A 26,132-nucleotide genomic window follows, 5' to 3' on the forward strand; every position below is an offset into this window, starting at 1 on the left:
ATTTTTCTGAGAAGGATAAGATCATGCGCCATCGTAAGAGTGGTCGTCAACTAAACCGTAATAGCAGCCATCGCCAAGCGATGTTTCGTAACTTAGCAAGTGCTTTAGTTAGTCATGAAATCATTAAGACTACTTTGCCTAAAGCTAAAGAATTACGCCGTGTAGTTGAACCGTTAATTACATTAGCAAAAGTAGATAGCGTTGCAAACCGTCGTTTAGCATTCGCTCGTACTCGCAACGTTGAAACTGTTGCAAAATTATTTAATGAATTAGGTCCACGTTTTGCTCAACGTGCAGGTGGTTACACTCGCATTTTGAAATGTGGTTTCCGTGTAGGCGATAATGCACCAATGGCATACATTGAGTTAGTTGATCGCCCAGAAGTTGCTGAAGCAGCTACTGAGGAATAAAAATCAATTCAAAGGAAAAGCTCACTTTATAGTGAGCTTTTTTATTTTATATGTAAGTAAAAAGAGCTTTATTTACTGAAAAATTATTTAGATAGATAGTTCAAAACCATAATATTGAATTTAAGAGCAGATTCGTAAATGTCTTGTATTTTTGTCTAGAATTCCTTGTTTCTTTAATTCTTGACTAATACGAATGGCAGTTTCTGTTTCGCATCCACAAAATTCAGCTACTTCTCGGTAGGTCCAAGGATAATCGGGATAACTTTCAGTTAGATTTTCAATTGCATCAATTATACGCTCGTAGCTTCGTTTATAGGCTGTACTACTTACTCGGTGTTCTGCGTCATATAATTCATTCGAAAGTTGTTTCATAAGATAGCGGGAAAAATCAGGATTAATTGCGATAAAAGTAGTGTGATTTCCAGGAAATATACGAATAATATCTGCTTCTAGTAATACCTTTGCACTACAATGATAAGTTGTTTCACTAAAGATTGTTCTAAACCCAAAATACTCGTTAGCATGATAAAGTCGAATCAAGGTTTCTTTACCATTTTCTAAGCTATGATAAAGCCCGACAAGCCCTCGTTTTAAAAAATAAAATTCTTTAGGTTTTTCACCTTGAGTATAAATTAAGCTGTTTTTCCCTAGTGTTTTACTTTCAGAAATAATGCATTGGTGTAAGTTTTGAGGTAAATAAGGTGATGAGCTTGACATAAATATCCTTTTAATACATAAACAACTTTAGGTTACTATACAAATTTCTGTTTTTATCCGCTATAAGCAAGTTTTAAAAGTGTTAACTTGGTAACAAAATTTTTATTTTAAATGAATAATGTTATTTTGCGTTACCAAAGCATTTTGCAAATTCTTTCAAATAGGGTTCCATGTGAGAGAGCGCTGCATAATAGGCTTCACAGAGTTGATTATGTGGTTTTCCAAATCCTTGAACAGTTCGATGTTTTGGGCAACCTCCATGACAGGCAAAACGAAATTTACAGCTTTTGCATCGTTCGGAAAGAAAGGATTTCGCTGAACCAAAATGTTTTTGTTTTATGTTATCAACTAATGTTACTACTGGTGTTTCTATGAGGTTTCCCAATTTGTATTCAGGGTATACATAATGATCGCAACTATAAATATCGCCATTTTGTTCAATAACTAATTGATCACCGCAGGTTTCACGAAAAATACATAAATCAGGTTGTAATCCAAGATAAGCCATAAACCATTGTTCAATAAATTGAATCCCAATCTTTCCTACATCATTGGCGTACCATTCATCAAAAATATTAATTAGAAACTGGCCATAATCCTTTGCAGAGGCTTGTTGCTTATAATCTCCCATTAGTGGAATAAATTGCATATATAGTGATCCAATTCGTTTTAGAAAATGATAGATTTCTTTGCCATGTAGAACATTTAGATTATGCACTACAGTGAGAGTATTAAAAGACACTTGATAGTTATGTAGTAAATCTAGTGCATCTATTACTTGTTGAAATGTGCCTTTGCCATTTTTAGTTAAACGATAGGTATCGTGTAAGTGTTCTGGACCATCTATAGAAAGCCCCACAAGAAAATTATGATCATGTAGAAAACGACACCAATCGGCATTAAGTAATATACCATTGGTTTGTAGCGAATTTTCAATTTGTTTCCCATTAGCGTATTTATGCTGAAAATCGACCGCTCTTTTATAGAAATCAAGGCCTGCCATGGTTGGTTCACCGCCTTGCCAGAGGAAAGTTACTTGTTGTTGAGGGGCTGTTTCTATGTAAGATCTGATATAGGTTTCTAATACCTCATCACTCATGGCCCGTTGATTTAAATGAGGTTTTTCCAAGTAAAAGCAATACTGGCAATCTAAATTACAAATTGAGCCAGTAGGTTTTGCCATTAATTGAAATGCGTTCATACATCATATCCTTTCTATTTTTTTCATCATAACAGAATATTTTTAAGTGTATATGATGCTGATCATAAGATATGCTCATCCCCTTACGCCACAATTAGAATATATTATTAAGCTGATTTTCTTGATAGGAGTAGCAATGGCAATTAGTACAATTTTTATCTTACTGATTTGCGGTATTTGTACCAATATGGTTTCTGCTATTTTGGGTATTGGCGGTGGGGTCTTGATGGTGCCAATTTTACGTACATTATTTCCAGAATTGCCGATTCAAGTTATTTCAGCTACGTCACTCACCATTGTAATGTGTACCGCATTGATTAACTTATTATTTTTCCATAAGCAAAAAATCAAAATTGATTATATCAATATGATTTTATGGTCTATTGCTATGGTGATTGGCGTGCAAATTGGTTTTGAATTAAGTTTTTATTTTTCTACAGCGATAATTAGTTTAATTTTTACAGTCAGTTTGAGTGCACTTGCGATTAAAACATTTTTAAACAGATCGAGAACACAAATAGAAGTGTCTAATATGTCTCCTATAGAACGAGCTAAAGGTAGTATTAGTTGCTGCGGAGGAGGCTTAATTGCCGGTATTACAGGTATTGGAGGCGGATCTATCCTTGCTCCGCTTGTAGGCCAATTAAAAGGGGTAAAAACGCAGCAAATTGCCGTTTATACGAACTACATGATGATTATTGGTGGGATTGGTAATTTATATGGCTATCTCACAAGAGCCTTTCCTTATGATGTCAGTCTAAGTGGTCAATTAGGATATGTAAATTTTCTTGTGGTTGGTGTCGTTACTCTGGGGTCATTTGGAATGAGTTTCTTCTCAATGAAATTGCGTGGATTAATGAATCCGGCTTTAACAAGAAAATTATTGGCGATTATTTTATTTTGTATTGCAGCCTATATGTGCATTTTGGAATTTGTATGCCATTAAATCGAATAAACTAGACCTAGTTATTCTAGGTCTATTCCCCAATTAGCGTTTTCGCAATCTCTCTTGCTTGTGCATCAATTTCGAGTACATCATCAATATTTTGAATGGTATAAGGCGAAATTTTCTCAATTGTTTTTGCATTAATTTTTGCAATATCCATAAAGCTAATTTGACGATCTAAAAATGCTTGTACGGCAATTTCATTAGCTGCATTCATTGCTGTTGTCGCATACTGACCCGCAGCAAAGGCATCAATAGCCAGTTTTAAATTTGGATAACGATTAAAATCAGGTTCAATAAACGTCAGTTCTTTGACTTTAAAGAAATCGAGTGGTTCTACCCCAGCAAAAGTGCGCTGAGGATATGCCATAGTTTCTGCAATTGGTGTACGCATATCTGGATTTCCCATTTGAGCAATGACTGAGCCATCAACATAACGTACCATAGAATGAATAATCGATTGTGGATGAATAATGACTTCCATTTCTTCCGCACTTGCGTTGAAAAGCCAGCGAGCCTCAATGTATTCCAAGCCCTTATTCATCATTGTAGCTGAATCGACAGAGATTTTTTTACCCATAGACCAATTAGGGTGCGCAACTGCTTGTTCTGGTGTGATACTAGCAAACTGTTCGAGTGGTGTGTAACGAAATGGCCCGCCAGAACCGGTGAGTATAATTTTACTTACACCTAATTCAGAAAGTGGGCAAAAACCGATTTTTTCTTGTGCTTCTGGCGGTAATGATTGAAAAATAGCATTATGTTCACTATCTACTGGTAAAAGTTTTGCACCATAGTTTTTTACGGCATCAATAAAAAGCTGTCCGCAGGTTACCAATGATTCTTTATTTGCCAGTAATACCCGTTTACCCGCTTTAACCGCTGAAAGAGTCGGTAATAATCCTGCTGCGCCAACAATCGATGCCATTATCTGATCGGCATCTGGGTGTGCTGCAAGTTCACAAATAGCTTGTTGTCCTGCTAATACTTCCGTTGAAATATGATGCGCAATTAATTTCTCACGTAAAATTTTAGCAGCATTTACATCATCAAGAGCAGCAAAGTGCGGTCGGAATTTTATGCATTGTTCAAACATTGCTTCTACATTTTTTCCGCCGACGAGTGCAAATGCATGATATTTCTGAGGATTATTTTCGATAACAGAGAGGGTACTCTTACCGATTGATCCCGTTGAACCAAGAATGACAATGTTTTGTTTTTGCATAGAATCTTTACCGCACTTTTGTTGATTATATTTTTATTGGTACGTCTAAATTCGCATACCTAATAAAATAAAGGCAGACAAAACTGTCTGCCTTTCGCATTTTTTATGATTAGAAATCCATTAATTCTTTTTCTTTATCCGCTAATACTTCATCTACTTTTTTAATGTAAATATCTGTGATTTTTTGGATTTCTTCTTCTGCTTTATGTTGTTCGTTTTCACTGATTTCTTTGTCTTTTAATAATGCTTTGATTTTATCATTCGCATCACGACGCACATTACGAACCGCAACTTTACCTTGTTCACCTTCGCCTTTCACAATTTTGATTAAATCACGACGGCGTTCTTCTGTTAATGGAGGAAGCGGAACACGGATTGTGGTACCTGCTGAAGATGGGTTTAAACCTAAATCTGAGGTTAAAATTGCTTTTTCTACCGCGGAGATTAAAGAACGATCAAAAACAGTTACAGCTAATGTACGCGCATCTTCTGCCACTACGTTTGCTAATTGGCGAAGTGGGGTCGCTGCACCATAATATTCAACTTGAATTGCATCAAGTAAACTTGGTTGTGCACGACCAGTACGGATTTTCGAAATATGGCCTCTTAATGCTTCAAGGCTTTTTTCCATACGATCTTGAGCATCTTTTTTAATTTGGTTAAGCATTGCATTGTCCTTTTAATTGACGAAAGTTAAAACGCGGTGATTTTACTGGATTTTTGTAAATTTTTGAATACATTTATCAGCTTGAAAACAGATAAAAAATGACCGCACTTCAGTTACCCAAAGTGCGGTTAATATTTTTAGTATTTTTAATTAAGCTTTAGGACCAGCTGCAATTAAAGCTTTGCCTTCTTCGTTAGTTGCATATTTAACAAAGTTTTTCACAAAGCGACCAGCTAAGTCTTCAGCTTTTGATTGCCATTGTGCTTTATCTGCGTAAGTATCACGAGGATCTAAGATTGCAGAATCTACACCTGGTAATGCTTTAGGAATTGCTAAGTTGAAGATTGGTAATTCGCCCATTTCAGCTTTTTCAATTGAGCCATCTAAGATTGCATCAATGATTCCGCGAGTATCTTTGATTGAGATACGTTTGCCTGTGCCATTCCAACCAGTATTCACTAAGTAAGCTTCAGCACCTGCTGCTTTCATACGTTTTACTAACACTTCTGCATATTGAGTTGGGTGAAGGGTTAAGAACGCTGCACCAAAACATGCTGAGAAAGTTGGAGTTGGTTCAGTAATACCACGTTCAGTACCTGCTAATTTTGCAGTGAAACCTGATAAGAAGTAGTATTTAGTTTGTTCTGGTGTCAATTTAGATACTGGTGGTAATACGCCAAATGCATCTGCAGTTAAGAAAATAACTTTAGTTGCGTGACCAGCACGAGAAACTGGTTTTACAATGTTATCGATGTGATAAATTGGGTAAGACACGCGAGTATTTTCTGTTTTTGAACTGTCGTCAAAATCAACAGAACCATCTGCACGAACAACTACGTTTTCTAATAATGCATCGCGACGGATAGCGCGGTAAATATCTGGTTCATTTTCTTCTGAAAGGTGAATGGTTTTTGCATAGCAACCACCTTCAAAGTTAAAGATACCAACATCATCCCAACCGTGTTCATCGTCACCGATTAATTCACGTTTTGGATCGGTTGAAAGGGTTGTTTTACCTGTACCAGATAAGCCGAAGAAGATTGCTACATCTCCATCTTTACCAACGTTAGCTGAGCAGTGCATTGCGCCAACACCTTTAAGTGGTAGGAAGTAGTTCATCATTGAGAACATACCTTTTTTCATTTCACCGCCGTACCAAGTACCACCGATTAATTGAATGCGCTCAGTTAAGTTGAAAGCAACGAAGTTTTCTGAATTTAAACCTTGTTCTTTCCAGTTTGGATTAGTGACTTTAGAACCATTCATTACAACGAAATCTGGTTCAAAATTTTTGAGTTGTTCTTCAGTTGGGCGAATAAACATATTTTTCACAAAGTGTGCTTGCCATGCAACTTCAGTGACAATACGTACTGCAATACGGTCGTGTTCGCTAGCGCCACAGAAACCATCAACCACAAATAAGCGTTTACGAGAAAGTTGGTTAGTCACCAAATCTTTTAAGCTTTGCCATGTAGCTTGGTTCATTGGTTTGTTGTCATTTTTCGCTGCCTCAGAGGTCCACCAAACAGTATCTTTGGTTTTTTCATCTAACACAATATATTTATCTTTTGGTGAACGGCCAGTAAAGATACCAGTATCCACAGCTACTGCACCAGTCGTAGTTAAAGTACCTTTTTCAAAGCCTTCTAAACCTGGATTGGTTTCTTCTTCGAACAATTGCTCGTAGCTTGGATTGTAGACAACTTCTTTTACGTCATAAATGCCTAGAGCTTCAAGTTCTTTTACTACTTTGTTTAAGTCTGTCATAAGTCACCTCTAATATTTAAGATTAAAATTTAACTGTCGCCTATTCTAAAGAATGTCAATGTAAAAAAATGTTAACTAGATCTCATTTTTGAAAAATTATAGCTCTCTATTACCTATTTTTAGGTGTATTGATGATGTAGATCAAAAATCCCGACATAGCGTCGGGATTGTTTTTAAAGTTTTGTTGATTTTAATTTTTCAATCGCTTCTTTATTAAAGAAATAGTGTGTACCACAGCACTCACATTGCATATCAATACTGCCTTTATGTTCGGCTAATATTTCGTCAATTTCTTCATCGGAGATGAGCAGCAATGCAGAACCAGAACGCTCAGCAGAGCAGCCACAGAAAAATTGTACATCTTGTGCTGGATAAAGATTGACGGTTTCTTCGTGATATAAACGGTAGAGTAACTCTTCTGCAGGGAGACCAAATAATTCTTCGTCTTTTACTGTTGCTGCGAGCGTAGTTAAATGCTCAAAATCTTCTGGTGTACCAGAACCATCAGGCATAATTTGTAATAACATACCTGCTGCTACTGGCTTGCCTTCATATTCTCCAGTACGAATAATTAATTGAGTTTGAAGCTGTTCTGAGCGTACAAAATAATCTTCTAAGCATTCTGTGATTGTCGGTTTATCCAAGCTAATTACACCTTGATAGCGTTCGCCTTCTTTTGGTGCAATAGTAATGACCAATACACCTTTACCAATCATATTATGTAGGCTCATATTTTCAGTGATGTTCCCATGCACTCGAGCAAGGGCGCGGATTTGTTGTTGATCATTGCCATTTACTAATGCTAAGCGTAATGGACCATCGCCTTGAATTTGTACGGTGATATTGCCGTCAAATTTTAGTGTGGCAGTGAGCAAATTAGTCGCCACCATCATTTCACCTAATAAATCTTGTACTGCTTTAGGATACTGATGGGTATTTAATGTATCAGTGAATGTTTTATTTAAGCGAACCCATTCCCCACGAACCGCACGGTTTTGGAAAAGATAACGGTAAAGCTTGTCATTGTTTTGAGTATAGTCTTGTTGATTGGTCATTGATCATTCCTAATTGAAATAAAAAGTGCGGTAGTTTTTCCCGCACTTTTTGTTTTTATCATCTTATTTAAGTGTCGCTAGTCATAATTGGGACTATTCAGTGGATTGCAAGGGAGTCTTGTGAAATCCAATTGTGATATGCGTGTTAAAATATGATTAAGCAAATCTTGTTTTGGCTTCAGCAATAGCTTCGGCAACACGCAATGGCGATACACCACCTTTTGCACAACGCTTGTCTAAGCAAGATTGGAGGGAAAGAATCTCGTAAACATCATCTCCCACTACTTCACTAAATTGGCGGAATTCAGGGATAGTAAGATCTTCTAATCCTTTGCCTTTCTCGATTGCATAAACAACCGTTTCACCCACGATATGATGGGAATCTCGGAAAGGTACGCCCTTAGAGACTAAATAATCAGCTAATTCAGTTGCGTTTGAATATCCTTTTAACGCGGCTTCACGAGTACGTTCAACATTTACTTTCAATTCATCTAATACGAACGTTGCCATATCTACACAGTTTTGCCAAGTATCTAATGCATCAAAAATGCCCTCTTTGTCTTCTTGCATATCTTTATTATACGCAAGTGGCAAGCCTTTTAAGGTGACTAGCATACCTGTTAATGAGCCAATCACTCTGCCGGCTTTGCCCCGAATTAACTCACATGCATCAGGATTTTTCTTTTGTGGCATTAATGATGAGCCAGAAGTCACGCGGTCGGATAATTCCACGAAATTTGCCTCTCCGCTGTTAAAGATAATCATATCTTCAGCAAAGCGGGAAAGATGCGCCATACTGAGGGATGCGATGGAAAGTAACTCCACGATATGATCGCGATCAGAGACGCTATCTAAGCTATTTCTAGTTGCGAAAGCAAAACCAAGATAGTGTGCAAGTGAATCACGATCTACCGCATAGGCCGTACCAGCCAGCGCACCACTACCAAGTGGGCAGGTATTCATTCGATTATACGCATCTGTTAAACGTGTATAGTCGCGCTCAAACATTTCCACATATGCCATACACCAATGGGCAAAAGTGATAGGTTGAGCTCGTTGTAAATGGGTATAGCCAGGCATTACTGCTTGTTGTGTGTTTTCTGCGGTTTGAACTAAGTGGCGTTGCAAATTACGTACTGATTCTTGTAATTCAACCACACGTTGTTTACACCATAGTTTTATATCTACTGCCACTTGATCGTTACGGCTACGGCCAGTATGTAATTTTTTACCAAGGTTGCCTACTTTATCAATTAGCTTACTTTCAACCCAACTATGAATATCTTCAGCATCATCTTGTAAAATTGCTTGCGGATTTGACCGCACTTCAATAAGTAATTCATTTAGTGCTTGTTCAAGTTGATGCTGTTCTTCGATCGTTAATATATTTACTTTCACTAAGGCTTTGGACCAACCAATTGAGCCTTGAATATCCTGTTCTGCCAAACGATAATCAAAACGTAACGAGTCATTAAAATCTTTAAAACGTTTATCCGCTGCCTGCGTAAAACGCCCACCCCAAAGTGCCATAATCTTTCCTTCTTATTTAATTAATTATTCTATTATTGTGCATATTTATGCATAAAGCAATATTCTATATTAATAATAAAACAAAAATGGACAAAATCTTTCATTTTGTCCATTTTATCTGTATTAGTGGTATTTATAGCGTTTTTGCTAAATTCTTGATAAAGGTTTTGAATTCTTTACCTAATTTTTCGTGACGAATACCGTATTCTACGAAAGCTTCCATGTAGCCAATTTTATCACCACAGTCGAATGTTTCACCTGTCATATGGAATGCTTCAACAGTTTCTTTTTCAATGAGCATATCAATAGCATCGGTTAATTGGATTTCATCACCAACACCAATTGGCGTCTTTTCCAACAAGTCCCAAATTGCTGCTGAGAAAACGTAACGCCCCACTACAGCAAGATTTGATGGCGCATCTTCAACGGCTGGTTTTTCAACAATGCTATTAATTTTTGCACTTTCACCACCATTAAGAACTATGCCACCACAGTCTGCAACACCATAGCTACTCACATTTTCTTGTGGAACAGGCGTTACCATAATTTGGCTTGCTCCAGTTTCATTAAAGCGTTTAATCATTGCAGAAAGATTTTCTTTTTTCTGATCTGCACTGAAATCTGCTAACAATACGTCAGGTAACACAACGGCAAATGACTCATTGCCTACAAGTGGGCGACCGCACAACACAGCGTGACCAAGTCCTTTTGCATTACCTTGGCGAACATGCATGATAGTTACATCTTTTGGACAGATAGAACGCACTTCTTCTAGAAGTTGACGCTTAACACGTTTTTCTAGCATCGTTTCCAATTCAAAAGAGGTATCAAAATGGTTCTCGATAGCATTTTTTGATGAATGCGTGACAAGCACAATTTCTTTTATGCCTGCGGCAACACACTCATTTACCACGTATTGAATCAATGGCTTATCAACCAAAGTGAGCATTTCCTTCGGAATTGCCTTCGTGGCAGGCAACATACGTGTACCAAGACCGGCTACAGGAATAATTGCTTTCATAATATAAAATCCATTATTTACGATTATGATGAACTGTCTAATTGTTCATCTTTCATCTGTTTAATTCGTTGGTAAATTTCTTCTCGGTGAACGGATACTTCTTTAGGCGCTTCTACACCGAGTTTAACTTGGTTTCCACGTACACTCAAAATCGTGATAGAAATATCATTTCCAATAAGTACACTTTCGCCAACTTTACGAGTCAAGATTAACATCTTTTATCTCCTTAGTTTGCATTTATTAGATATCCCTATCAATCAAGGAAGGGTTGGCATCCCACCAACCGGCTTGTACTACAGATTTTTGTTTAACCAGTCTTGCGCTACTTTAACTGCTTGTGCCACATTTTCTGGTTGGGAGCCTCCTGCCATTGCCATATCCGGACGACCACCGCCTTTACCCCCGACCTGTTGAGCCATTAAATTAACGAGCTCCCCAGCTTTTACTTTGGTAGTTAAATCGTTTGTTACACCAACGACAAGGTTGACTTTTTCATCTAAGATCGATGCGAATGCGATTACGCCTGAGCCGAGTTGATTTTTTAAATCATCTACCATCACACGTAATGATTTTGTTTCTATGCCGTCTAATTGTTGTGCGATAACAGAAACACCGTTGATTTTCACCGCACTTTTCACAAAATCAGAACCAGCCTGCATTGCGGCTTTTTCTTTTAGACCTTGCAATTCTTTTTCCACTTTCTTCGCTTTGTCTTGAAGTTGCTGGATTTTTTCCGCTAAGGTATTTACGTCTGATTTTAATAAGTCAGCGCTTTGGGTCAGAATACGTTGTTGATTATGTAACCACTCAATCGCATTTTCACCAGTTACAGCTTCAATACGACGAACACCTGCCGCCACTGCGCTTTCAGTAATAATTTTAAATAGACCAATATCCCCAGTGCGTTTTGCATGAATACCACCACAAAGCTCAATTGAGAAATCGGCCATGGTTAATACGCGAACCTTATCACCATATTTCTCGCCAAAGAGTGCCATTGCCCCTTTGGCTTTTGCTGAATCAATGTCCATAATATCCGTTTGAACAGGGAAGTTAGCACGGATTTTTTGGTTTACTAATGTTTCAATTTGAGTTAATTGTTCTTTTGTAATTGCTTCAGGTTGTGCAAAGTCAAAACGCAAGGCTTTATCTGAAACAAGTGAGCCTTTTTGCACAACATGTTGACCTAAAACTTGACGTAAGGCCGCGTGCAATAAGTGGGTTGCTGAGTGATTGAGTGATGTGTGATGGCGGCGTTCCGCATCCACAATAGCATTCACCGATTGTCCAACTTTCAAACTTCCTTGCGTTAATTCTCCAATGTGTCCAAATACTTGCCCATATTTTTGGGTATCTTTCACATTAAAGATCACGCCTTGTGCGCTTAAATATCCGCTGTCACCAATTTGACCGCCTGATTCTGCATAAAACGGCGTATTTTCTAAAATAACGACCGCACTTTGACCCGCTTCGATACTTTCCACTGATTTACCATCATAGAAAAGTGCGGTGATTTTTGCTTGAGACTCGACTTCAGTATAGCCTTCAAACTTAGTTTCACCATCTACGCGAATAACGCTGTTGTAGTCCACTCCAAACTGACTCGCTGCTTGAGCACGAGTACGTTGTGCTTCCATTTCACGGTCGAACGCTTGTTCATCAATAGTGATATTGCGCTCACGACATACATCAGCCGTTAAATCCAATGGGAAACCATAGGTGTCATAAAGTTTGAATGCAACCTCACCTGAAAGAACGCCATTTTTCACTTGAGAAAGGGCTTCATCTAATAAACTCAACCCACGTTCTAGAGTGCGAGCAAATTGTTCTTCTTCTAAACGTAATAGTTTTTCAACATTTACTTGTTTTGCTTTTACGTCTTTGCCTGCTTCTGCCATTACTTCAATTAGAGTTGGCACGAGTTTATAGAAAAAGGCTTCTTTGGCACCTAATAAGTGACCGTGACGAACTGCGCGACGAATAATGCGACGTAATACATAACCACGGCCTTCGTTTGATGGAATAACGCCATCTGAGATTAAATATGCACAAGAACGAATATGGTCAGCAATAACACGTAATGATTTACTACTTAAATCTGTTGTACCAACAACTTCAGCCGTTTTTGCGATTAGTGTTTTGAAAATATCAATCTCGTAGTTTGAGTTAACATGTTGCAATACAGCAGAAATACGCTCTAAGCCCATACCAGTGTCAACTGATGGACGTGGCAATTTTTCCATTGTGCCATCGGCTAAACGGTTGAACTGCATGAACACAACGTTCCAGATTTCAATATAACGGTCGCCATCTTCTTCTGGTGAGCCTGGAGGTCCACCCCAAATATGATCACCGTGATCGTAGAAAATTTCAGTACAAGGACCGCAAGGACCGGTATCGCCCATTGCCCAGAAGTTGTCTGATGCGTATGGTGCGCCTTTATTGTCACCAATGCGAATAATGCGTTCAGCAGGAACACCGACTTCTTTATTCCAGATGTTGTAGGCTTCATCATCGGTTTCATACACGGTTACCCATAGTTTTTCTTTAGGTAAACCAAGCCATTGTGGGGAAGTTAAATATTCCCAAGCAAAATTAATCGCATCGTGTTTAAAGTAATCACCAAAACTGAAGTTACCAAGCATTTCAAAGAAAGTATGATGACGCGCAGTATAACCAACATTTTCTAAGTCGTTGTGTTTACCACCTGCACGCACGCAACGTTGAGCAGTGGTCGCTCGAGAATAAGGGCGTTTATCCATTCCAAGGAATACATCCTTAAATTGGTTCATCCCAGCATTCGTGAAAAGCAAAGTCGGATCATTTTCCGGCACAAGTGAGCTACTCTCAACTACTTGGTGGCCTTTGCTATGGAAAAAATCAAGGAATGATTGTCTTATTTCTGCCGTTGTTTTCATTAAAAAGAATCCTTGTTACCCATAATAAAAATAAAAACTAAATCGCTCTATTTTTGCATATTTTTGAAATTTATAAAAAGGCTTTTTGCCAAAACCCCAAAATAAAACCGCACTTCACGACGTTATTTGAGAAGTGCGGTTAAAATTTAAGTTATTTCAGATTATTCAAAAAACAATTTCTTGTTAATTATTCATCTCTAAGCGGAACAACCAACATATCAATTTTAATCGTATTCATCACTTGACGTGTTGAAGACATTAACTTACTCCAAAAGTCTTGGTGATGTCCCGTCACTAATAAATCTACATCATATTGTTCGATGGCATCACTTAGAACTTGTCCTAAATCACCACTGCCACTCAATTTTTCTGAAATTGGATAATCCGCACTTTCAGCTAAATCTAATAAGGCTTTTTGTGTTTCCGTGGAAATTCTGTCTTGCATCGAAGACATATTCACATCAATCAATCCAGTGTAAAGATCCGAGAAGTTCACATCAACGTGGATGATAGAAAGTTTTGCTTCGTGGCGTTTTGCAACTCCAACCGCTTTTTTAAGTAAAACTGGACTCTCTTCAGAAAGATCTACTGCCACTAAAACGTGTTTGTACATAATCGACTCCTTAACTGATTGGTTCGGCTTTTAACTGGCTCTAATGCTAACATTTTGAGCAATAAAAAACTGTGTACTAGATCACAATTTAAACATTTTTATTAAAAATTCATTAAATTTTCAATGTCTGCAATTTCTTTAGGGGCCGCTGCGGTTAGGATTTTATTACCATATTCAGTCATGAGTAAATTATCCTCAATGCGCACGCCAATGCCTTTGTATTGCTCTGGCACATCAGCATCTTCTGAAATATAAATACCCGGCTCAACGGTAATCACCATGCCGATTTCGAGTATCCGTTGTTTATCTTGGCCATAGCTACCTACATCATGCACATCTAACCCTAGCCAGTGACCTAATCCGTGCATATAAAATTGTCGATAAGCTTGTTGTTGAATGAGTGTATCGACATCACCTTTTAAGATACCTAAATCCACTAATCCTTGGGTTTTAATACGAATGACTTCATCATTGGCTTGCTTAATGGAATTGCCAGGTACAAGTAATTCAATCGCACGTTTTTGTGCTTTTAAAACTAACTCGTAAATTTCACGTTGAGGCTGGCTAAATTTTCCATTTACAGGAAAAGTGCGGGTAATATCGCCCGCATACATGGCAAATTCACAGCCAGCATCAATGAGCACTAAATCCCCATCATTTAATGGACGATCATTTTCTGTGTAGTGCAAAATACAGGCGTTATTTCCCCCTGCAACAATGGAATTGTAAGAAGGAAATCTGGCGCAATGGCGATTAAATTCATGCAAAATATCGCTTTCAATTTCATATTCAAATCGATTTGGACGTGTTGTTTGCATTGCTTTAATATGCCCTAGAGCCGTAATTTGTCCCGCTTGTTGCATTAATCGGATTTCATTAGGCGATTTTATAAGGCGCATTTCGCTGAGCATTGGTCGCCAATCTAAAATCTCGTTAAAACTCACCGCACTTTCTGTCACTAATTTATCACCCCAAGTATGAATTTCTGGCACATAGTAAAGTGCGGTTAGTTTTTTTAATATTTTTGGCAGTACGGTAGAGAACTCTTCAATAGAATAGGCTTCATTTACATTAAGTTGTTGTGGTGCACGCTCAACACCTAATCGGCGACCATTCCACGTTTCAAGTAACGGATCGCGTGGACGAAGAAAAATAATGGCTTTTTCTGCTTGTTCTGTTTTCAGTAATAACAGTGCTGCATTCGGCTCATTAAAGCCTGTTACATACCAAAAATAGCTATCTTGACGGAAAGGATAGGTACAATCATTATTACGGCGTTTTTCGATTTCAGAAAAAAGCAATAATGCTGAATTAGGTTGCATTTGAGCGAATACTCGTGTGCGGCGTTTCCAAAATTCTTCTTTAGGCAATTCAGCCATATAAGCCAATTCCATCCGAGATCTCCTTAATGTAATACAGGTTTGTTTTCTATTTCTCCTTCGTTGAAATGAGAATAGAACAACATTGCAATGGTGCGAACATATTCAATGATTTCTTCTAGCGCTTCCGCAAGTTCTTCTTCGTTATCGTCTTCATCATAACCAAGTTGGCAAATATCTTGTAAATCATCTACGGCTTCGCCAATTTCGCCTTTTTCTTTTGTTAATTCAGGTTGTGCTAAGCCAAGACCAAGTAAGAATTGGTTTGCCCAATCGGATAAGCTATCCGCTTGTGCAAAGACATTTTCATCTTCGGTTAAACCAAGTTCAAAGGTAAATCCTTCAACATCTGATAAGGTTTGACTAATTTTTTCATAAAGTTCTGTAACGGGTTGAACTAATGCTGTTGGGTAAGCGTGATTATCATTGCTGAATTGATATAAGAGCGGTAGCCAACTTTGATCTTTTAAGCCACCACAAAGTAAACCGCTTAAAAAACCGTGTAGTTCTGTTGCATTAAAGTCGATTCCAGCAGATTTAAGTTGTTGGTTAAGGTCAGAATGAGAAATGAGCATAATAGATGTCCTGAGTAAATTTGAAATTAGTGTAAACCTTTGTAAATAAAAAAGCGATCGCTTTTCCTTGTGGAAAAACGACCGCACTTTTTACCTGATTATGAGCGAATTACATCATTCCGCCCATTCCACCCATACCGCCCATGCCTGCGCCTAGGTCAGCTTTTTCATCTTTTGGAAGCTCGGTTACCATACATTCAGTGGTAATCATTAAGCCTGCTACAGATGCCGCGAATTGCAACGCAGAACGAGTTACTTTAGTTGGATCTAAGATACCCATCTCGATCATATCGCCGTATTGTTCTGTACCTGCGTTATAACCAAAGTTTCCTTCGCCATTTTTAACCGCACTTGCCACAACAGATGCTTCTTCACCCGCGTTAGTGACGATTTGACGTAAAGGCGCTTCCATCGCACGTAATGCAAGTTTAATACCCACATTTTGTTCTTCGTTGTCACCTTTTAGGCTTGCTGCAACTTTCGCTGCTGCACGAACTAATGCAACACCACCACCGGCAACAATACCTTCTTCAACTGCTGCACGAGTTGCGTGTAATGCATCGTCCACTCGATCTTTTTTCTCTTTCATTTCAACTTCAGTTGCTGCACCAACTTTAATTACAGCTACACCACCAGCAAGTTTAGCCACGCGTTCTTGAAGTTTTTCTTTGTCATAATCAGACGTTGATTCTTCGATTTGTTGACGAATTTGAGCTACACGACCTTTGATTTGAGCTTCATCACCTACACCATCGATGATCGTGGTATTGTCTTTGTTGATGACTACACGTTTTGCTTGACCTAAATCTTCTAATGTCGCTTTTTCAAGTTCCATACCGATTTCTTCAGAAATCACGGTACCAGCAGTTAAGATCGCAATATCTTGTAACATTGCTTTACGACGATCACCAAAACCAGGGGCTTTCACTGCTGCTACTTTCACGATACCACGCATGGTGTTCACCACTAAAGTTGCAAGTGCTTCACCTTCGATATCTTCAGCGATAATTAATAATGGTTTACCCGCTTTTGCAACACCTTCTAATACTGGAAGTAATTCGCGAATGTTTGATACTTTTTTATCTACTAAAAGAATGTATGGGTTGTCTAATTCAACAGTTGCCGTTTCTGGTTTGTTGATGAAATAAGGTGATAAATAACCACGATCGAATTGCATCCCTTCCACAACCGCTAATTCATCGTCAAGACCTGTACCATCTTCTACGGTAATCACGCCTTCTTTACCCACTTTTTCCATCGCTTGTGAGATTAATTGACCCACAATGCTGTCAGAGTTTGCAGAAATAGTCCCTACTTGTTCAATTTCTTTTGCTGTTTCACAAGGTTTAGATAAATTTTTAAGCTCAGAAACAACCGCACTTACTGCTTTATCGATACCGCGTTTTAAATCCATTGGATTCATGCCTGCAGCTACTGCTTTTAAGCCTTCATTTACGATAGCTTGAGCAAGAACTGTCGCGGTAGTTGTACCGTCACCTGCTGCATCATTGGCTTTAGAGGCAACCTCTTTCACCATTTGTGCACCCATATTTTCAAATTTATCTTCTAATTCAATTTCACGTGCGACAGACACACCATCTTTGGTGATGGTTGGTGCACCAAATGATTTATCTAAAATTACATTACGACCTTTAGGGCCAAGGGTAACTTTTACCGCATCTGCTAATACATTCACGCCTTTAAGCATTTTTACGCGTGCATCGTTACCAAATTTTACGTCTTTTGCTGCCATTTTCTTTTTTCCTTAATTTAAATTATTCCACAATCGCCAAAATATCGTTTTCAGAAATGATTAACACTTCTTCACCATCGATTTTTTCACTTTTCACGCCATAACCATCATTGAAAATGACCGTATCACCAACTTTTACATCTAAAGGTTGAACGGTGCCATTTTCCAAAATACGACCCTTACCCACTGCCAATACTTTCGCACGGGTGGATTTAGTCGCTGCTGAGCCTGTTAATACGATACCGCCAGCTGAACGGGTTTCGACTTCTTCACGTTTAATAATTACACGATCGTGTAAAGGACGAATATTCATGATTAATTTCCTTCTTGAGAATTTGTAAGTGCGGTTTTTATATAAGGAGGATTTTTTCGCTTTCAAGGGCTATGAATAAAAAAATTCTGACAAAATGTTTTTCCTATTTGGATTTTTTACGTAAAATTCGCCGCTCTTTGTGCGATAGATAAATGAAGGAATGAAGATATGCACTTAACATCAAGAGAACAAGAGAAATTGATGCTCTTTTTAACCGGTGAGCTTGCGGCAAAACGCAAAGCGCGTGGCGTAAAATTAAACTATCCTGAGGCTATCGCTTATATCGCGAGTCATTTACAAGAAGCAGCTAGAGATGGTATGAGTGTGGCGGAAGTCATGCAATATGGCGCAACCCTACTCACCGTTGAAGATGTGATGGAAGGCGTTGCTGAGATGGTACACGAAGTACAAATTGAAGCAACTTTCCCAGATGGTACGAAGCTTGTTACCGTCCACAATCCGATTAGATAAAAGAACATTCCCCCTCTTTAGCAAAGAGGGGGCTTTCTATAAAAATTTTAAAATAGAAGGATTTAAATAAAATGATTCCAGGTGAATACCAATTAGCTGAAGGCGATATTATTGCCAATGTTGGCAGAAAAACAGTCACAATTGAAGTAACTAACTCAGGCGACCGCCCAATTCAAGTCGGTTCCCATTACCATTTTTTTGAAACCAATAATGCCCTTAAATTTGACCGCACTTTAGCGCGTGGAATGCGCTTAAATGTTCCATCTGGCAATGCAGTACGTTTTGAGCCAGGTGAAGTGAAATCAGTCGAGTTAGTGGCTTTTGGTGGCTCGCAAACTATTTACGGCTTCCATAATCAAATTGATGGCAAATTATAAGGTAGGGCAGAATGGCATTAACAATTTCAAGAGCGCAATATGTAGCAACTTATGGCCCAACCGTTGGCGATAAAGTCCGTTTAGGCGATACCAATTTATGGGCAACTATTGAGCAAGATTTATTGACCAAAGGTGATGAGTGTAAATTTGGTGGCGGTAAAAGTGTGCGTGATGGCATGGCGCAAAGCGGCACCGCAACTCGCGATAATCCAAATGTATTGGATTTTGTGATTACCAACGTGATGATCATTGATGCTAAATTAGGCATTATCAAAGCCGATATTGGTATTCGCGATGGTCGTATTGTGGGTATCGGACAAGCGGGTAACCCTGACACCATGGATAACGTCACGCCAAACATGATTATCGGTGCAAGCACGGAAGTACATAATGGCGCACATTTAATTGCAACCGCAGGCGGTATTGATACCCACATTCACTTTATTTGCCCTCAACAAGCACAACATGCGATTGAAAGCGGGGTTACGACGTTAATTGGTGGCGGAACAGGCCCTGCTGATGGTACACACGCGACTACTTGTACCCCGGGCGCATGGTATATGGAACGTATGTTCCAAGCGGCAGAAGCTTTACCTGTCAACGTAGGATTTTTCGGTAAAGGAAACTGCTCAACTTTAGATCCGCTACGCGAACAAATTGAAGCGGGTGCATTAGGCTTAAAAATCCATGAAGACTGGGGCGCAACGCCTGCAGTAATTGATTCTGCCTTAAAAGTGGCAGATGAAATGGATATTCAAGTGGCAATTCATACCGACACGCTAAATGAAAGTGGCTTCTTAGAAGATACCATGAAAGCGATTGATGGACGAGTGATTCACACCTTCCACACGGAAGGTGCAGGTGGCGGACATGCGCCCGACATCATTAAAGCAGCGATGTATCCAAACGTATTACCGGCTTCAACCAACCCGACTCGTCCATTTACGAAAAACACCATTGATGAACATTTAGATATGTTGATGGTTTGCCATCACTTAGATAAACGCGTACCGGAAGACGTAGCATTTGCTGATAGCCGTATTCGTCCTGAAACCATTGCTGCAGAAGATATTTTGCATGATATGGGCGTCTTTTCGATTATGAGTTCAGACTCTCAAGCAATGGGGCGCATTGGCGAAGTCGTTATTCGTACATGGCAAACCGCAGATAAAATGAAAATGCAACGTGGTGAGTTAGGCAATGAAGGAAACGATAACTTCCGCATTAAACGCTATATCGCGAAATACACCATCAACCCAGCGATTGCACACGGTATTGCAGATCATATTGGTTCATTAGAAGTGGGTAAAATTGCGGATATCGTGTTATGGAAACCGATGTTCTTTGGCGTAAAACCTGAAGTGGTAATTAAAAAAGGCTTTATTAGCTATGCAAAAATGGGTGATCCAAATGCCTCTATTCCAACACCACAGCCAGTGTTCTACCGTCCAATGTACGGTGCTCAAGGTTTAGCAACGGCACAAACAGCGGTATTCTTTGTTTCACAAGCCGCTGAAAAAGCCGATATTCGTGCGAAGTTCGGTTTACACAAAGAAACCATTGCCGTGAAAGGTTGCCGCAGCGTAGGGAAAAAAGATTTGGTTCACAACAATGCAACACCTGAAATCACAGTTGATCCAGAACGCTATGAAGTGCGTGTGGATGGTGAACTAATTACTTGCGAACCCGTGGATACGGTGCCATTAGGGCAACGATATTTTATGTTCTAAGCAGAAAAGAGCGGTCAAATTTTAAGGAGAATTTACAATGAAACTTTGGTACTCCACCACCAGCCCGTATGTACGTAAAGTACTGGTAACGTTGAAATATCAACAACTATTAGACAAAACAGAACTGATTAAAATTGGTTCATCATTTGATGCAAGCTCTCCGCATAATCAGGCCAACCCATTGGGACGTGTTCCTGCGTTAGAACGTAATTGTGGTAATTGGCTTTATGGTAGTTTGCTGATTTGCGAATATCTTGACCAAAAAGGTAAGGTAGAGCCTAAACTCATTCCAGAAAGTGGCAAGCCACGTTGGGCAGCGTTAGCGTTGCATAATTTAGCAGATGGCATTATGGAAAACACCGTGCCGATGATGGCTGAAAAAATGCTTCGCCCTGAAAGTGAATGGTGGACAGCTCGCCATCAATAACTAACTGAACGCAATCGTCAAAGTTTTGCAAGACTTGAGCAAGACTTAAAACCGTTTGGTACGGAATTAAACATTGGTACGTTAACGGCGGTGGCAGTCATTGATTGGTTCTTATTTAGAGCAGAGAAAATTGGATTAGATCTTGCAAAAGAATTTCCAAATTTAACCGCTTGGGCAGCAGAAATGAATGAAAAATATGAGGTTTTAAGAGAAACAAAGCCAACGTTGTAACCATTTTTGTGGCGTCATGAAATTGGTCTAAATAACCTAATTTCTCTGTTTTTTCTTCTGCCAAATCTCCCCTTCCCTTCTTTGCTAAAGAAGGGGGGAAGAACGAGCGAGATTTTATATCATTGTTCTACTTTGATATGGCAAATATAAATGAGTCAGATGACAGTAAATTCATAAAGAAAATCCCCTCTTTAGCAAAGAGGGGAAGGGGAGATTTGGTAGTATATAACCGAAGAAAATAAGTAATATAAAAATGAAAATCCTCAACCCCATTCTGCCTATTATGGACACCATTTTAGGCGATTTAACTAGTCTTCAAGCTGAAGGCAAGATTACCCATCAAACCATTGAGTGCGTGGCATTGCAGTGGTATGAAAGTGAGCGCAATATTCTGCGTAAAACAACGAATACGGGGCGCGAAGTTGCCTTTCGCTTGCTAAAAGAAGGACAACGTTTAAAACACGATGATGTGGTGTTTATCAGCGATGAATTAGTGATTGTGATTGAAATTTTACCGAGTGAAGTAATTGTGCTATCGCCGAAAACCTTGCCAGAAATGGCTCGCGCTTGTTATGAAATTGGCAATAAACATTCGCCCCTCTTTTTAGATGGCGATGAAGTGACATTACCTTACGATAAGCCGATGTTTGAATGGTTACAAGCGGCGGGATTTCATCCGAAAAAAGCTGAACGCCGTTTAAGCCAAGCGTTAAGAGCGAACTCCGCACAAGGGCACGGGCATTCGCATAGTCATTCGCACGATCATCATGGCTATCACCACCATGGAGACGGCAATTGGCACCAACATTAAACCGAAGCCTGGCAGATTTAGGCGCCTTGTTGCACTTGGTTGACCCGACTTTGCCAATCGGGGGCTTTAACCATTCAAACGGTTTAGAAACCTTTGTTCAACAAGGTGTTGTTTCGACGAAACCAAGCCTAGAAGAATATGTGCAAACTCAGCTTTTGCAAAACTGGGTGTATAACGATGGCGCTTATCTTTCGCTCGCATTTGAAGCCATGGCTATCAATGATTTTGACCGTTTGTGCGAATTAGACCATTCGTTATCTGCGACCAAAATTGCGCGAGAAAGTCGAGAAGGCAGTTTTAAACTCGGCGTGCGGTTATTAAAAATTTTTATCCGCTATGAACAACACCCGATGTTGAGCCAATTTCAGCAAGCGATTCAAAATAAAACCGTGCAAGGCTATTTCCCGATTGTGTTTGCGATGGTGGCGCAAGCGATGGGGCTCAGCAAAGCGGATACCCTGTATGCGTTTTACTACAATGCAGCAGTCGGCACCATTACCAATGGCGTAAAACTCATTCCGCTCAGCCAAATGGACGGGCAAGATATTCTGTTTGATTTGCGTCGTGCGCTCTTGCAAGCTGTCGAATTAAGCCTTGATCCAAATCTTGATTGGCTAGGTGCAGCAACTCTCGCAAATGACATCCGTTCCATGCAGCACGAAGTGCTTTATACGCGGCTTTATATGTCGTAAGAGCGGTCATTTTTTATTAAATTTTTACATATCGCAGAGGTTATAAGAATGAGCTTCTACGAATCAACAAAAGGAACATTATGCGTAACTACATTAAAATTGGCGTAGCAGGCCCCGTTGGTGCAGGCAAAACCGCGTTAATTGAAAAACTGACTCGTGAAATTGCAAGCCGTTATAGCGTGGCGGTAATCACTAACGATATTTATACCCAAGAAGATGCGGAGTTTTTAACGAAAAACAGCTTACTTCCGCCTGAGCGAATTATGGGCGTGGAAACGGGCGGTTGCCCACATACAGCAATTCGTGAAGATGCGTCAATGAACTTAGAAGCTGTCGATGAAATGGTTGCACGCTTCCCTGATGTAGAAATCGTGTTTATTGAATCTGGTGGTGATAACTTATCTGCCACCTTTAGCCCTGATTTAGCAGATGTGACTATTTTCGTGATTGACGTCGCACAAGGTGAAAAAATCCCGCGTAAAGGTGGTCCTGGCATCACCCGTTCTGATTTATTAGTGATTAACAAAACTGACCTAGCGCCATTCGTTGGTGCTGACTTAAGTGTCATGGAACGAGATGCACGTCGTATGCGTAACGGTCAACCGTTTATCTTTACCAACTTAATGAAGAAAGAAAATTTAGATGGTGTAATTGGTTGGATTGAAAAATACGCTTTATTAAAAAATATAGAAGAACCTAAAGCCTTAGTGAGATAAAGTACTCTCCCCTCTTCTTTTGAGGAGGGGGGATTTTACAAATTTAATCGATTATGAACAGTACGCTCAAACTCTCAACTAAACTTTCTCCAAGCGGTAAAACTCAGCTTGCGGAATATTTTGCCACTCCCCCTTTCAAAGTGATGACGTTACCTCCTTATGCGGATGCTTGGACAAATGGACTTAATGCCATTCAGATGTCTTCTTCGCCAGGACTCTTATCAGGGGATCGTATTGATATTCAAATAACGCTCGCAGAATCGACCGCACTTTCTTTAAATACACAGGCATTTACCCGTGTTAAGGCAATGAATGAAGGCAATTTTGCTGAACAAAACACGTTCATTCAGCTTGAAGAGAATAGCTATTTATTTTATTTGCCCCACCCATTGGTATTGCATAAGGATTCTGCATTTAAGCAAAAAACATTCATCAATATACAACCTAATAGCGTTCTGATTTACGGAGATATTGTGGCTATTGGCCGCGTAGCAAATAATGAACGTTTTGAATTTCGCCAATTTTCTTCTCATTTAAAAGTTCAGCTTTTGCAAAATAACGGGCAAACTAAACCGCTCGTCTTGGATTGTATTCAATGGCAGCCTGCACAAATGAAATTGACCGCATTAAGCCAAATGGAAGGGTTCTCACATCAAGGATCGTTGGTTTATCTCAATTTGCAGAAAACATCAACTGAAGTTAAACAAATCGTCCAAACACTTCAACAGCAGGAAAGTGAAAAATCTATACTTATTGGCGTTTCTCAATTAAATGAAGGTGGACTTATTGTACGAGTGCTTGGTCATCGTGCTGAGCTCATTCAAAAGCTCTTTGAGAAGATCGGTGAGCAACTAAAATCAGCATAAAATTAGGGGCTGACGTAGACTAGCATTCTTGCTAATCTACGTCAGCCCCAAAAATTATTTTCGATAAAAATCAACCGCCCTTACAAATCAACCAAGGAACTTGCTTGCCTTGTTGATTCTTGTAGTAAATTGAACTTTGAGAGCGCGCGATTAAATCCACATAACTTCCTTGAATCGGATCATACGAACGATAAACCACCTCAAATTTTGTACCGCGCGCATTCAGTGTCAGCGTGTATGAATGATCAAAAGGCACCGCCTTGCCATTATCTAGCTGGAAATAAAAACCGAAGTTATCTTTCATACGGCTTTCACGCGACAACGGGAAATAAGTCGTCAAATGAGAAATCCCCCCAGTATCTTTATTATTACAACGATAATGATATGGCTTGTAATTAACCGAATTATTTAACTCAGCTTGGCTAATATTATTCTTTAAAAATCGAGATTTAACCGTCTTTTTTGGCTGATGTGTTGTGGTACAAGCAAATAAACTCACAAGGACACCCACAAACAATGCCATCTTTAATTTATTCATAAATACAAAATTCCGAGCAATAAGAAAGCGCGTATGATAGCGGAAATTGGGGATTGTGCAAGGGATTGGAATGAGACTAAAAAAACCGAAATAAAAACTGGAAATGTAATTCCAAATACAGGCTAAAAAAAAAACAAATATGGAAATTGACTTCCAATTGACACTCAAGACCTCCAACAGCTTATTCAAGAAAAAATGCCGTCTTCTCCAGCTAAAACCTACTTTCTGATTGATGAAATTCAATTCGTGGAAGGCTGGCAAAAAATCGTCAATGCGCTTCGCGTGAGTTTTAACACCGACATCGTGATTACGGGCTCAAATGCTAACTTGCTTTCCGGTGAGCTTGCGACGCTGTTAAGCGGTCGGTATGTAGAAATCAAAATTTATCCGCTTTCTTTTAAAGAATTTTTGCACGCCAAAAATGTGGATAGTCAATCAAGATTGGTGGATAAACTCTATTCGGAATACGAAAAATATGGCGGTTTCCCCAGTGTTGCTATTGCTGATGAATCTTTAAAAGAAACGATTTTATCTGGCATTTTTGATTCCATCGTACTGAATGATATTGCTCATCGTGCTGGCGTGAAAGATACCCATATTCTTAAAAGCGTGATTCTCTTTTTGGCGGATAATGTAGGGCAGTTAGTGAATCCGAGTAAAATTAGCAACACGCTCACGTCCGAACGTGTTCCCACCTCAAACCCTACCATCAGCAAATATCTTGATTTGTTAGAAAATGCGTTTCTTTTTTATAAAGCAAAACAATACGATATTCGCGGAAAAGGCTATTTAAAAACCAATGCGAAATATTTTATTGTGGATAACGGTTTAAGACGACATGCTATCGGTAAAAAAGGCGCGAATTATGCCAATCGACTAGAAAATATCGTCTTTATTGAATTACTCAGACGTGGTTATACCATAGATGTCGGTAAACTTGACAGCAAAGAAATTGATTTTATCGCCCGAAAAGCCGATGAGATTTTGTATGTGCAAGTCGCCTTTGAAATCCCTGAAAATACCCACGAAACAGATAATCTTTTGCATATTAAAGATAACTATAAGAAGATCTTAATTACGGGGAAATATTACGAACAAACAGAAATTGATGGGATTGAGGTGATTTATGTGGTGGATTGGTTGCTGCAATAAATCTAAAAATATTGAAAATTTTCACCGCACT

At 39.2% G+C, this 26,132-nt stretch carries 25 protein-coding genes and 2 pseudogenes; 11 read left to right on the forward strand and 16 right to left on the reverse strand.

Annotated features, from left to right (window positions below; genetic code table 11):
• Positions 1–23: 23 nt before the first annotated feature.
• Complete coding sequence (gene rplQ / locus AC6H0J_RS03165) at positions 24–410, forward strand: 50S ribosomal protein L17 (protein ID WP_005625863.1); 387 nt, start codon at positions 24–26, stop codon at positions 408–410.
• Positions 411–530: 120 nt separating this feature from the next.
• On the opposite strand, the gene AC6H0J_RS03170 is transcribed toward rplQ, so the two are convergent.
• On the reverse strand, positions 531–1,127 hold the full coding sequence (locus AC6H0J_RS03170) for a Crp/Fnr family transcriptional regulator (RefSeq protein WP_497512818.1): 597 nt from the start codon (positions 1,125–1,127) through the stop codon (positions 531–533).
• A gap of 121 nt (positions 1,128–1,248) precedes the next feature.
• On the reverse strand, positions 1,249–2,328 hold the full coding sequence (locus AC6H0J_RS03175; RefSeq protein WP_118817358.1) for an anaerobic sulfatase maturase: 1,080 nt from the start codon (positions 2,326–2,328) through the stop codon (positions 1,249–1,251).
• 136 nt (positions 2,329–2,464) lie between these two features.
• Here AC6H0J_RS03175 and AC6H0J_RS03180 point away from each other — a divergent pair, with 136 nt between their 5' ends.
• Positions 2,465–3,274, forward strand: coding sequence for a sulfite exporter TauE/SafE family protein (locus AC6H0J_RS03180; protein WP_032825368.1), 810 nt, complete (start codon positions 2,465–2,467; stop codon positions 3,272–3,274).
• A 31-nt stretch (positions 3,275–3,305) separates the two neighbouring features.
• Here AC6H0J_RS03180 and ispC read toward each other — a convergent pair whose 3' ends face one another.
• The 13 genes from ispC to AC6H0J_RS03245 all read right to left on the reverse strand — a co-directional run bounded on the left by ispC (position 3,306) and on the right by AC6H0J_RS03245 (position 18,090).
• Positions 3,306–4,499: a 1-deoxy-D-xylulose-5-phosphate reductoisomerase gene (ispC, locus tag AC6H0J_RS03185; RefSeq protein ID WP_005625853.1), complete on the reverse strand. Its 1,194-nt coding sequence runs from the start codon at positions 4,497–4,499 to the stop codon at positions 3,306–3,308.
• Positions 4,500–4,608: 109 nt separating this feature from the next.
• Positions 4,609–5,166, reverse strand: coding sequence for a ribosome recycling factor (frr, locus tag AC6H0J_RS03190; RefSeq protein WP_005625850.1), 558 nt, complete (start codon positions 5,164–5,166; stop codon positions 4,609–4,611).
• Between the two features lie 150 nt (positions 5,167–5,316).
• The gene (gene pckA / locus AC6H0J_RS03195) at positions 5,317–6,933 is read right to left on the reverse strand and encodes a phosphoenolpyruvate carboxykinase (ATP) (RefSeq protein ID WP_497512820.1); all 1,617 of its coding nucleotides are present in this window, start codon (positions 6,931–6,933) and stop codon (positions 5,317–5,319) included.
• A gap of 173 nt (positions 6,934–7,106) precedes the next feature.
• Entirely contained in the window at positions 7,107–7,988 is an 882-nt protein-coding gene (gene hslO, locus AC6H0J_RS03200; protein WP_497512822.1) for an Hsp33 family molecular chaperone HslO, read from the reverse strand.
• Between the two features lie 156 nt (positions 7,989–8,144).
• The gene (gene argH / locus AC6H0J_RS03205; RefSeq protein WP_005625844.1) at positions 8,145–9,518 is read right to left on the reverse strand and encodes an argininosuccinate lyase; all 1,374 of its coding nucleotides are present in this window, start codon (positions 9,516–9,518) and stop codon (positions 8,145–8,147) included.
• A 133-nt stretch (positions 9,519–9,651) separates the two neighbouring features.
• Positions 9,652–10,539, reverse strand: a complete 888-nt coding sequence (gene galU, locus AC6H0J_RS03210) for a UTP--glucose-1-phosphate uridylyltransferase GalU (RefSeq protein ID WP_046942403.1) — start codon at positions 10,537–10,539, stop codon at positions 9,652–9,654.
• 23 nt (positions 10,540–10,562) lie between these two features.
• Entirely contained in the window at positions 10,563–10,754 is a 192-nt protein-coding gene (gene csrA / locus AC6H0J_RS03215; protein WP_005625841.1) for a carbon storage regulator CsrA, read from the reverse strand.
• Between the two features lie 78 nt (positions 10,755–10,832).
• Positions 10,833–13,457: an alanine--tRNA ligase gene (gene alaS / locus AC6H0J_RS03220; RefSeq protein ID WP_497512824.1), complete on the reverse strand. Its 2,625-nt coding sequence runs from the start codon at positions 13,455–13,457 to the stop codon at positions 10,833–10,835.
• Between the two features lie 187 nt (positions 13,458–13,644).
• The gene (uspA, locus tag AC6H0J_RS03225; RefSeq protein ID WP_005629483.1) at positions 13,645–14,070 is read right to left on the reverse strand and encodes a universal stress protein UspA; all 426 of its coding nucleotides are present in this window, start codon (positions 14,068–14,070) and stop codon (positions 13,645–13,647) included.
• Between the two features lie 101 nt (positions 14,071–14,171).
• Entirely contained in the window at positions 14,172–15,464 is a 1,293-nt protein-coding gene (gene pepP, locus AC6H0J_RS03230) for a Xaa-Pro aminopeptidase (protein ID WP_005629485.1), read from the reverse strand.
• Between the two features lie 11 nt (positions 15,465–15,475).
• On the reverse strand, positions 15,476–16,024 hold the full coding sequence (locus AC6H0J_RS03235; protein WP_005629488.1) for a YecA/YgfB family protein: 549 nt from the start codon (positions 16,022–16,024) through the stop codon (positions 15,476–15,478).
• A 109-nt stretch (positions 16,025–16,133) separates the two neighbouring features.
• Positions 16,134–17,777, reverse strand: coding sequence for a chaperonin GroEL (gene groL, locus AC6H0J_RS03240; RefSeq protein ID WP_005629490.1), 1,644 nt, complete (start codon positions 17,775–17,777; stop codon positions 16,134–16,136).
• A 22-nt stretch (positions 17,778–17,799) separates the two neighbouring features.
• The gene (locus tag AC6H0J_RS03245) at positions 17,800–18,090 is read right to left on the reverse strand and encodes a co-chaperone GroES (protein ID WP_005629492.1); all 291 of its coding nucleotides are present in this window, start codon (positions 18,088–18,090) and stop codon (positions 17,800–17,802) included.
• A 168-nt stretch (positions 18,091–18,258) separates the two neighbouring features.
• Here AC6H0J_RS03245 and ureA point away from each other — a divergent pair, with 168 nt between their 5' ends.
• The 8 genes and pseudogenes from ureA to AC6H0J_RS03285 all read left to right on the forward strand — a co-directional run bounded on the left by ureA (position 18,259) and on the right by AC6H0J_RS03285 (position 24,411).
• Positions 18,259–18,561, forward strand: coding sequence for an urease subunit gamma (gene ureA / locus AC6H0J_RS03250; protein ID WP_046952580.1), 303 nt, complete (start codon positions 18,259–18,261; stop codon positions 18,559–18,561).
• Positions 18,562–18,632: 71 nt separating this feature from the next.
• The gene (gene ureB, locus AC6H0J_RS03255; RefSeq protein WP_005629499.1) at positions 18,633–18,938 is read left to right on the forward strand and encodes an urease subunit beta; all 306 of its coding nucleotides are present in this window, start codon (positions 18,633–18,635) and stop codon (positions 18,936–18,938) included.
• An 11-nt stretch (positions 18,939–18,949) separates the two neighbouring features.
• Positions 18,950–20,668: an urease subunit alpha gene (ureC, locus tag AC6H0J_RS03260; RefSeq protein WP_005629501.1), complete on the forward strand. Its 1,719-nt coding sequence runs from the start codon at positions 18,950–18,952 to the stop codon at positions 20,666–20,668.
• A 37-nt stretch (positions 20,669–20,705) separates the two neighbouring features.
• Positions 20,706–21,326: pseudogene (locus tag AC6H0J_RS03265) on the forward strand (glutathione S-transferase).
• Positions 21,327–21,579: 253 nt separating this feature from the next.
• Positions 21,580–22,137 carry an urease accessory protein UreE gene (gene ureE / locus AC6H0J_RS03270; protein WP_005629505.1) on the forward strand — a complete coding sequence of 186 codons (558 nt, stop codon included), beginning with the start codon at positions 21,580–21,582 and terminating at the stop codon, positions 22,135–22,137.
• A complete protein-coding gene (locus AC6H0J_RS03275) occupies positions 22,122–22,829 on the forward strand; it encodes an urease accessory protein UreF (protein WP_046952584.1) in 708 nt (235 codons plus the stop codon). The genes ureE and AC6H0J_RS03275 overlap by 16 nt, the downstream gene beginning before the upstream one ends.
• A gap of 80 nt (positions 22,830–22,909) precedes the next feature.
• On the forward strand, positions 22,910–23,545 hold the full coding sequence (gene ureG, locus AC6H0J_RS03280; RefSeq protein WP_005629507.1) for an urease accessory protein UreG: 636 nt from the start codon (positions 22,910–22,912) through the stop codon (positions 23,543–23,545).
• Positions 23,546–23,598: 53 nt separating this feature from the next.
• A complete protein-coding gene (locus tag AC6H0J_RS03285; protein WP_005629508.1) occupies positions 23,599–24,411 on the forward strand; it encodes an urease accessory protein UreD in 813 nt (270 codons plus the stop codon).
• A gap of 70 nt (positions 24,412–24,481) precedes the next feature.
• On the opposite strand, the gene AC6H0J_RS03290 is transcribed toward AC6H0J_RS03285, so the two are convergent.
• The gene (locus AC6H0J_RS03290; protein WP_032825812.1) at positions 24,482–24,949 is read right to left on the reverse strand and encodes a hypothetical protein; all 468 of its coding nucleotides are present in this window, start codon (positions 24,947–24,949) and stop codon (positions 24,482–24,484) included.
• A 159-nt stretch (positions 24,950–25,108) separates the two neighbouring features.
• Here AC6H0J_RS03290 and AC6H0J_RS03295 point away from each other — a divergent pair.
• Positions 25,109–26,101: pseudogene (locus AC6H0J_RS03295) on the forward strand (ATP-binding protein); the annotation flags it as partial.
• Positions 26,102–26,132 lie beyond the last annotated feature (31 nt).

It is taken from the genome of Haemophilus sp. THUN1691 (assembly GCF_059704425.1).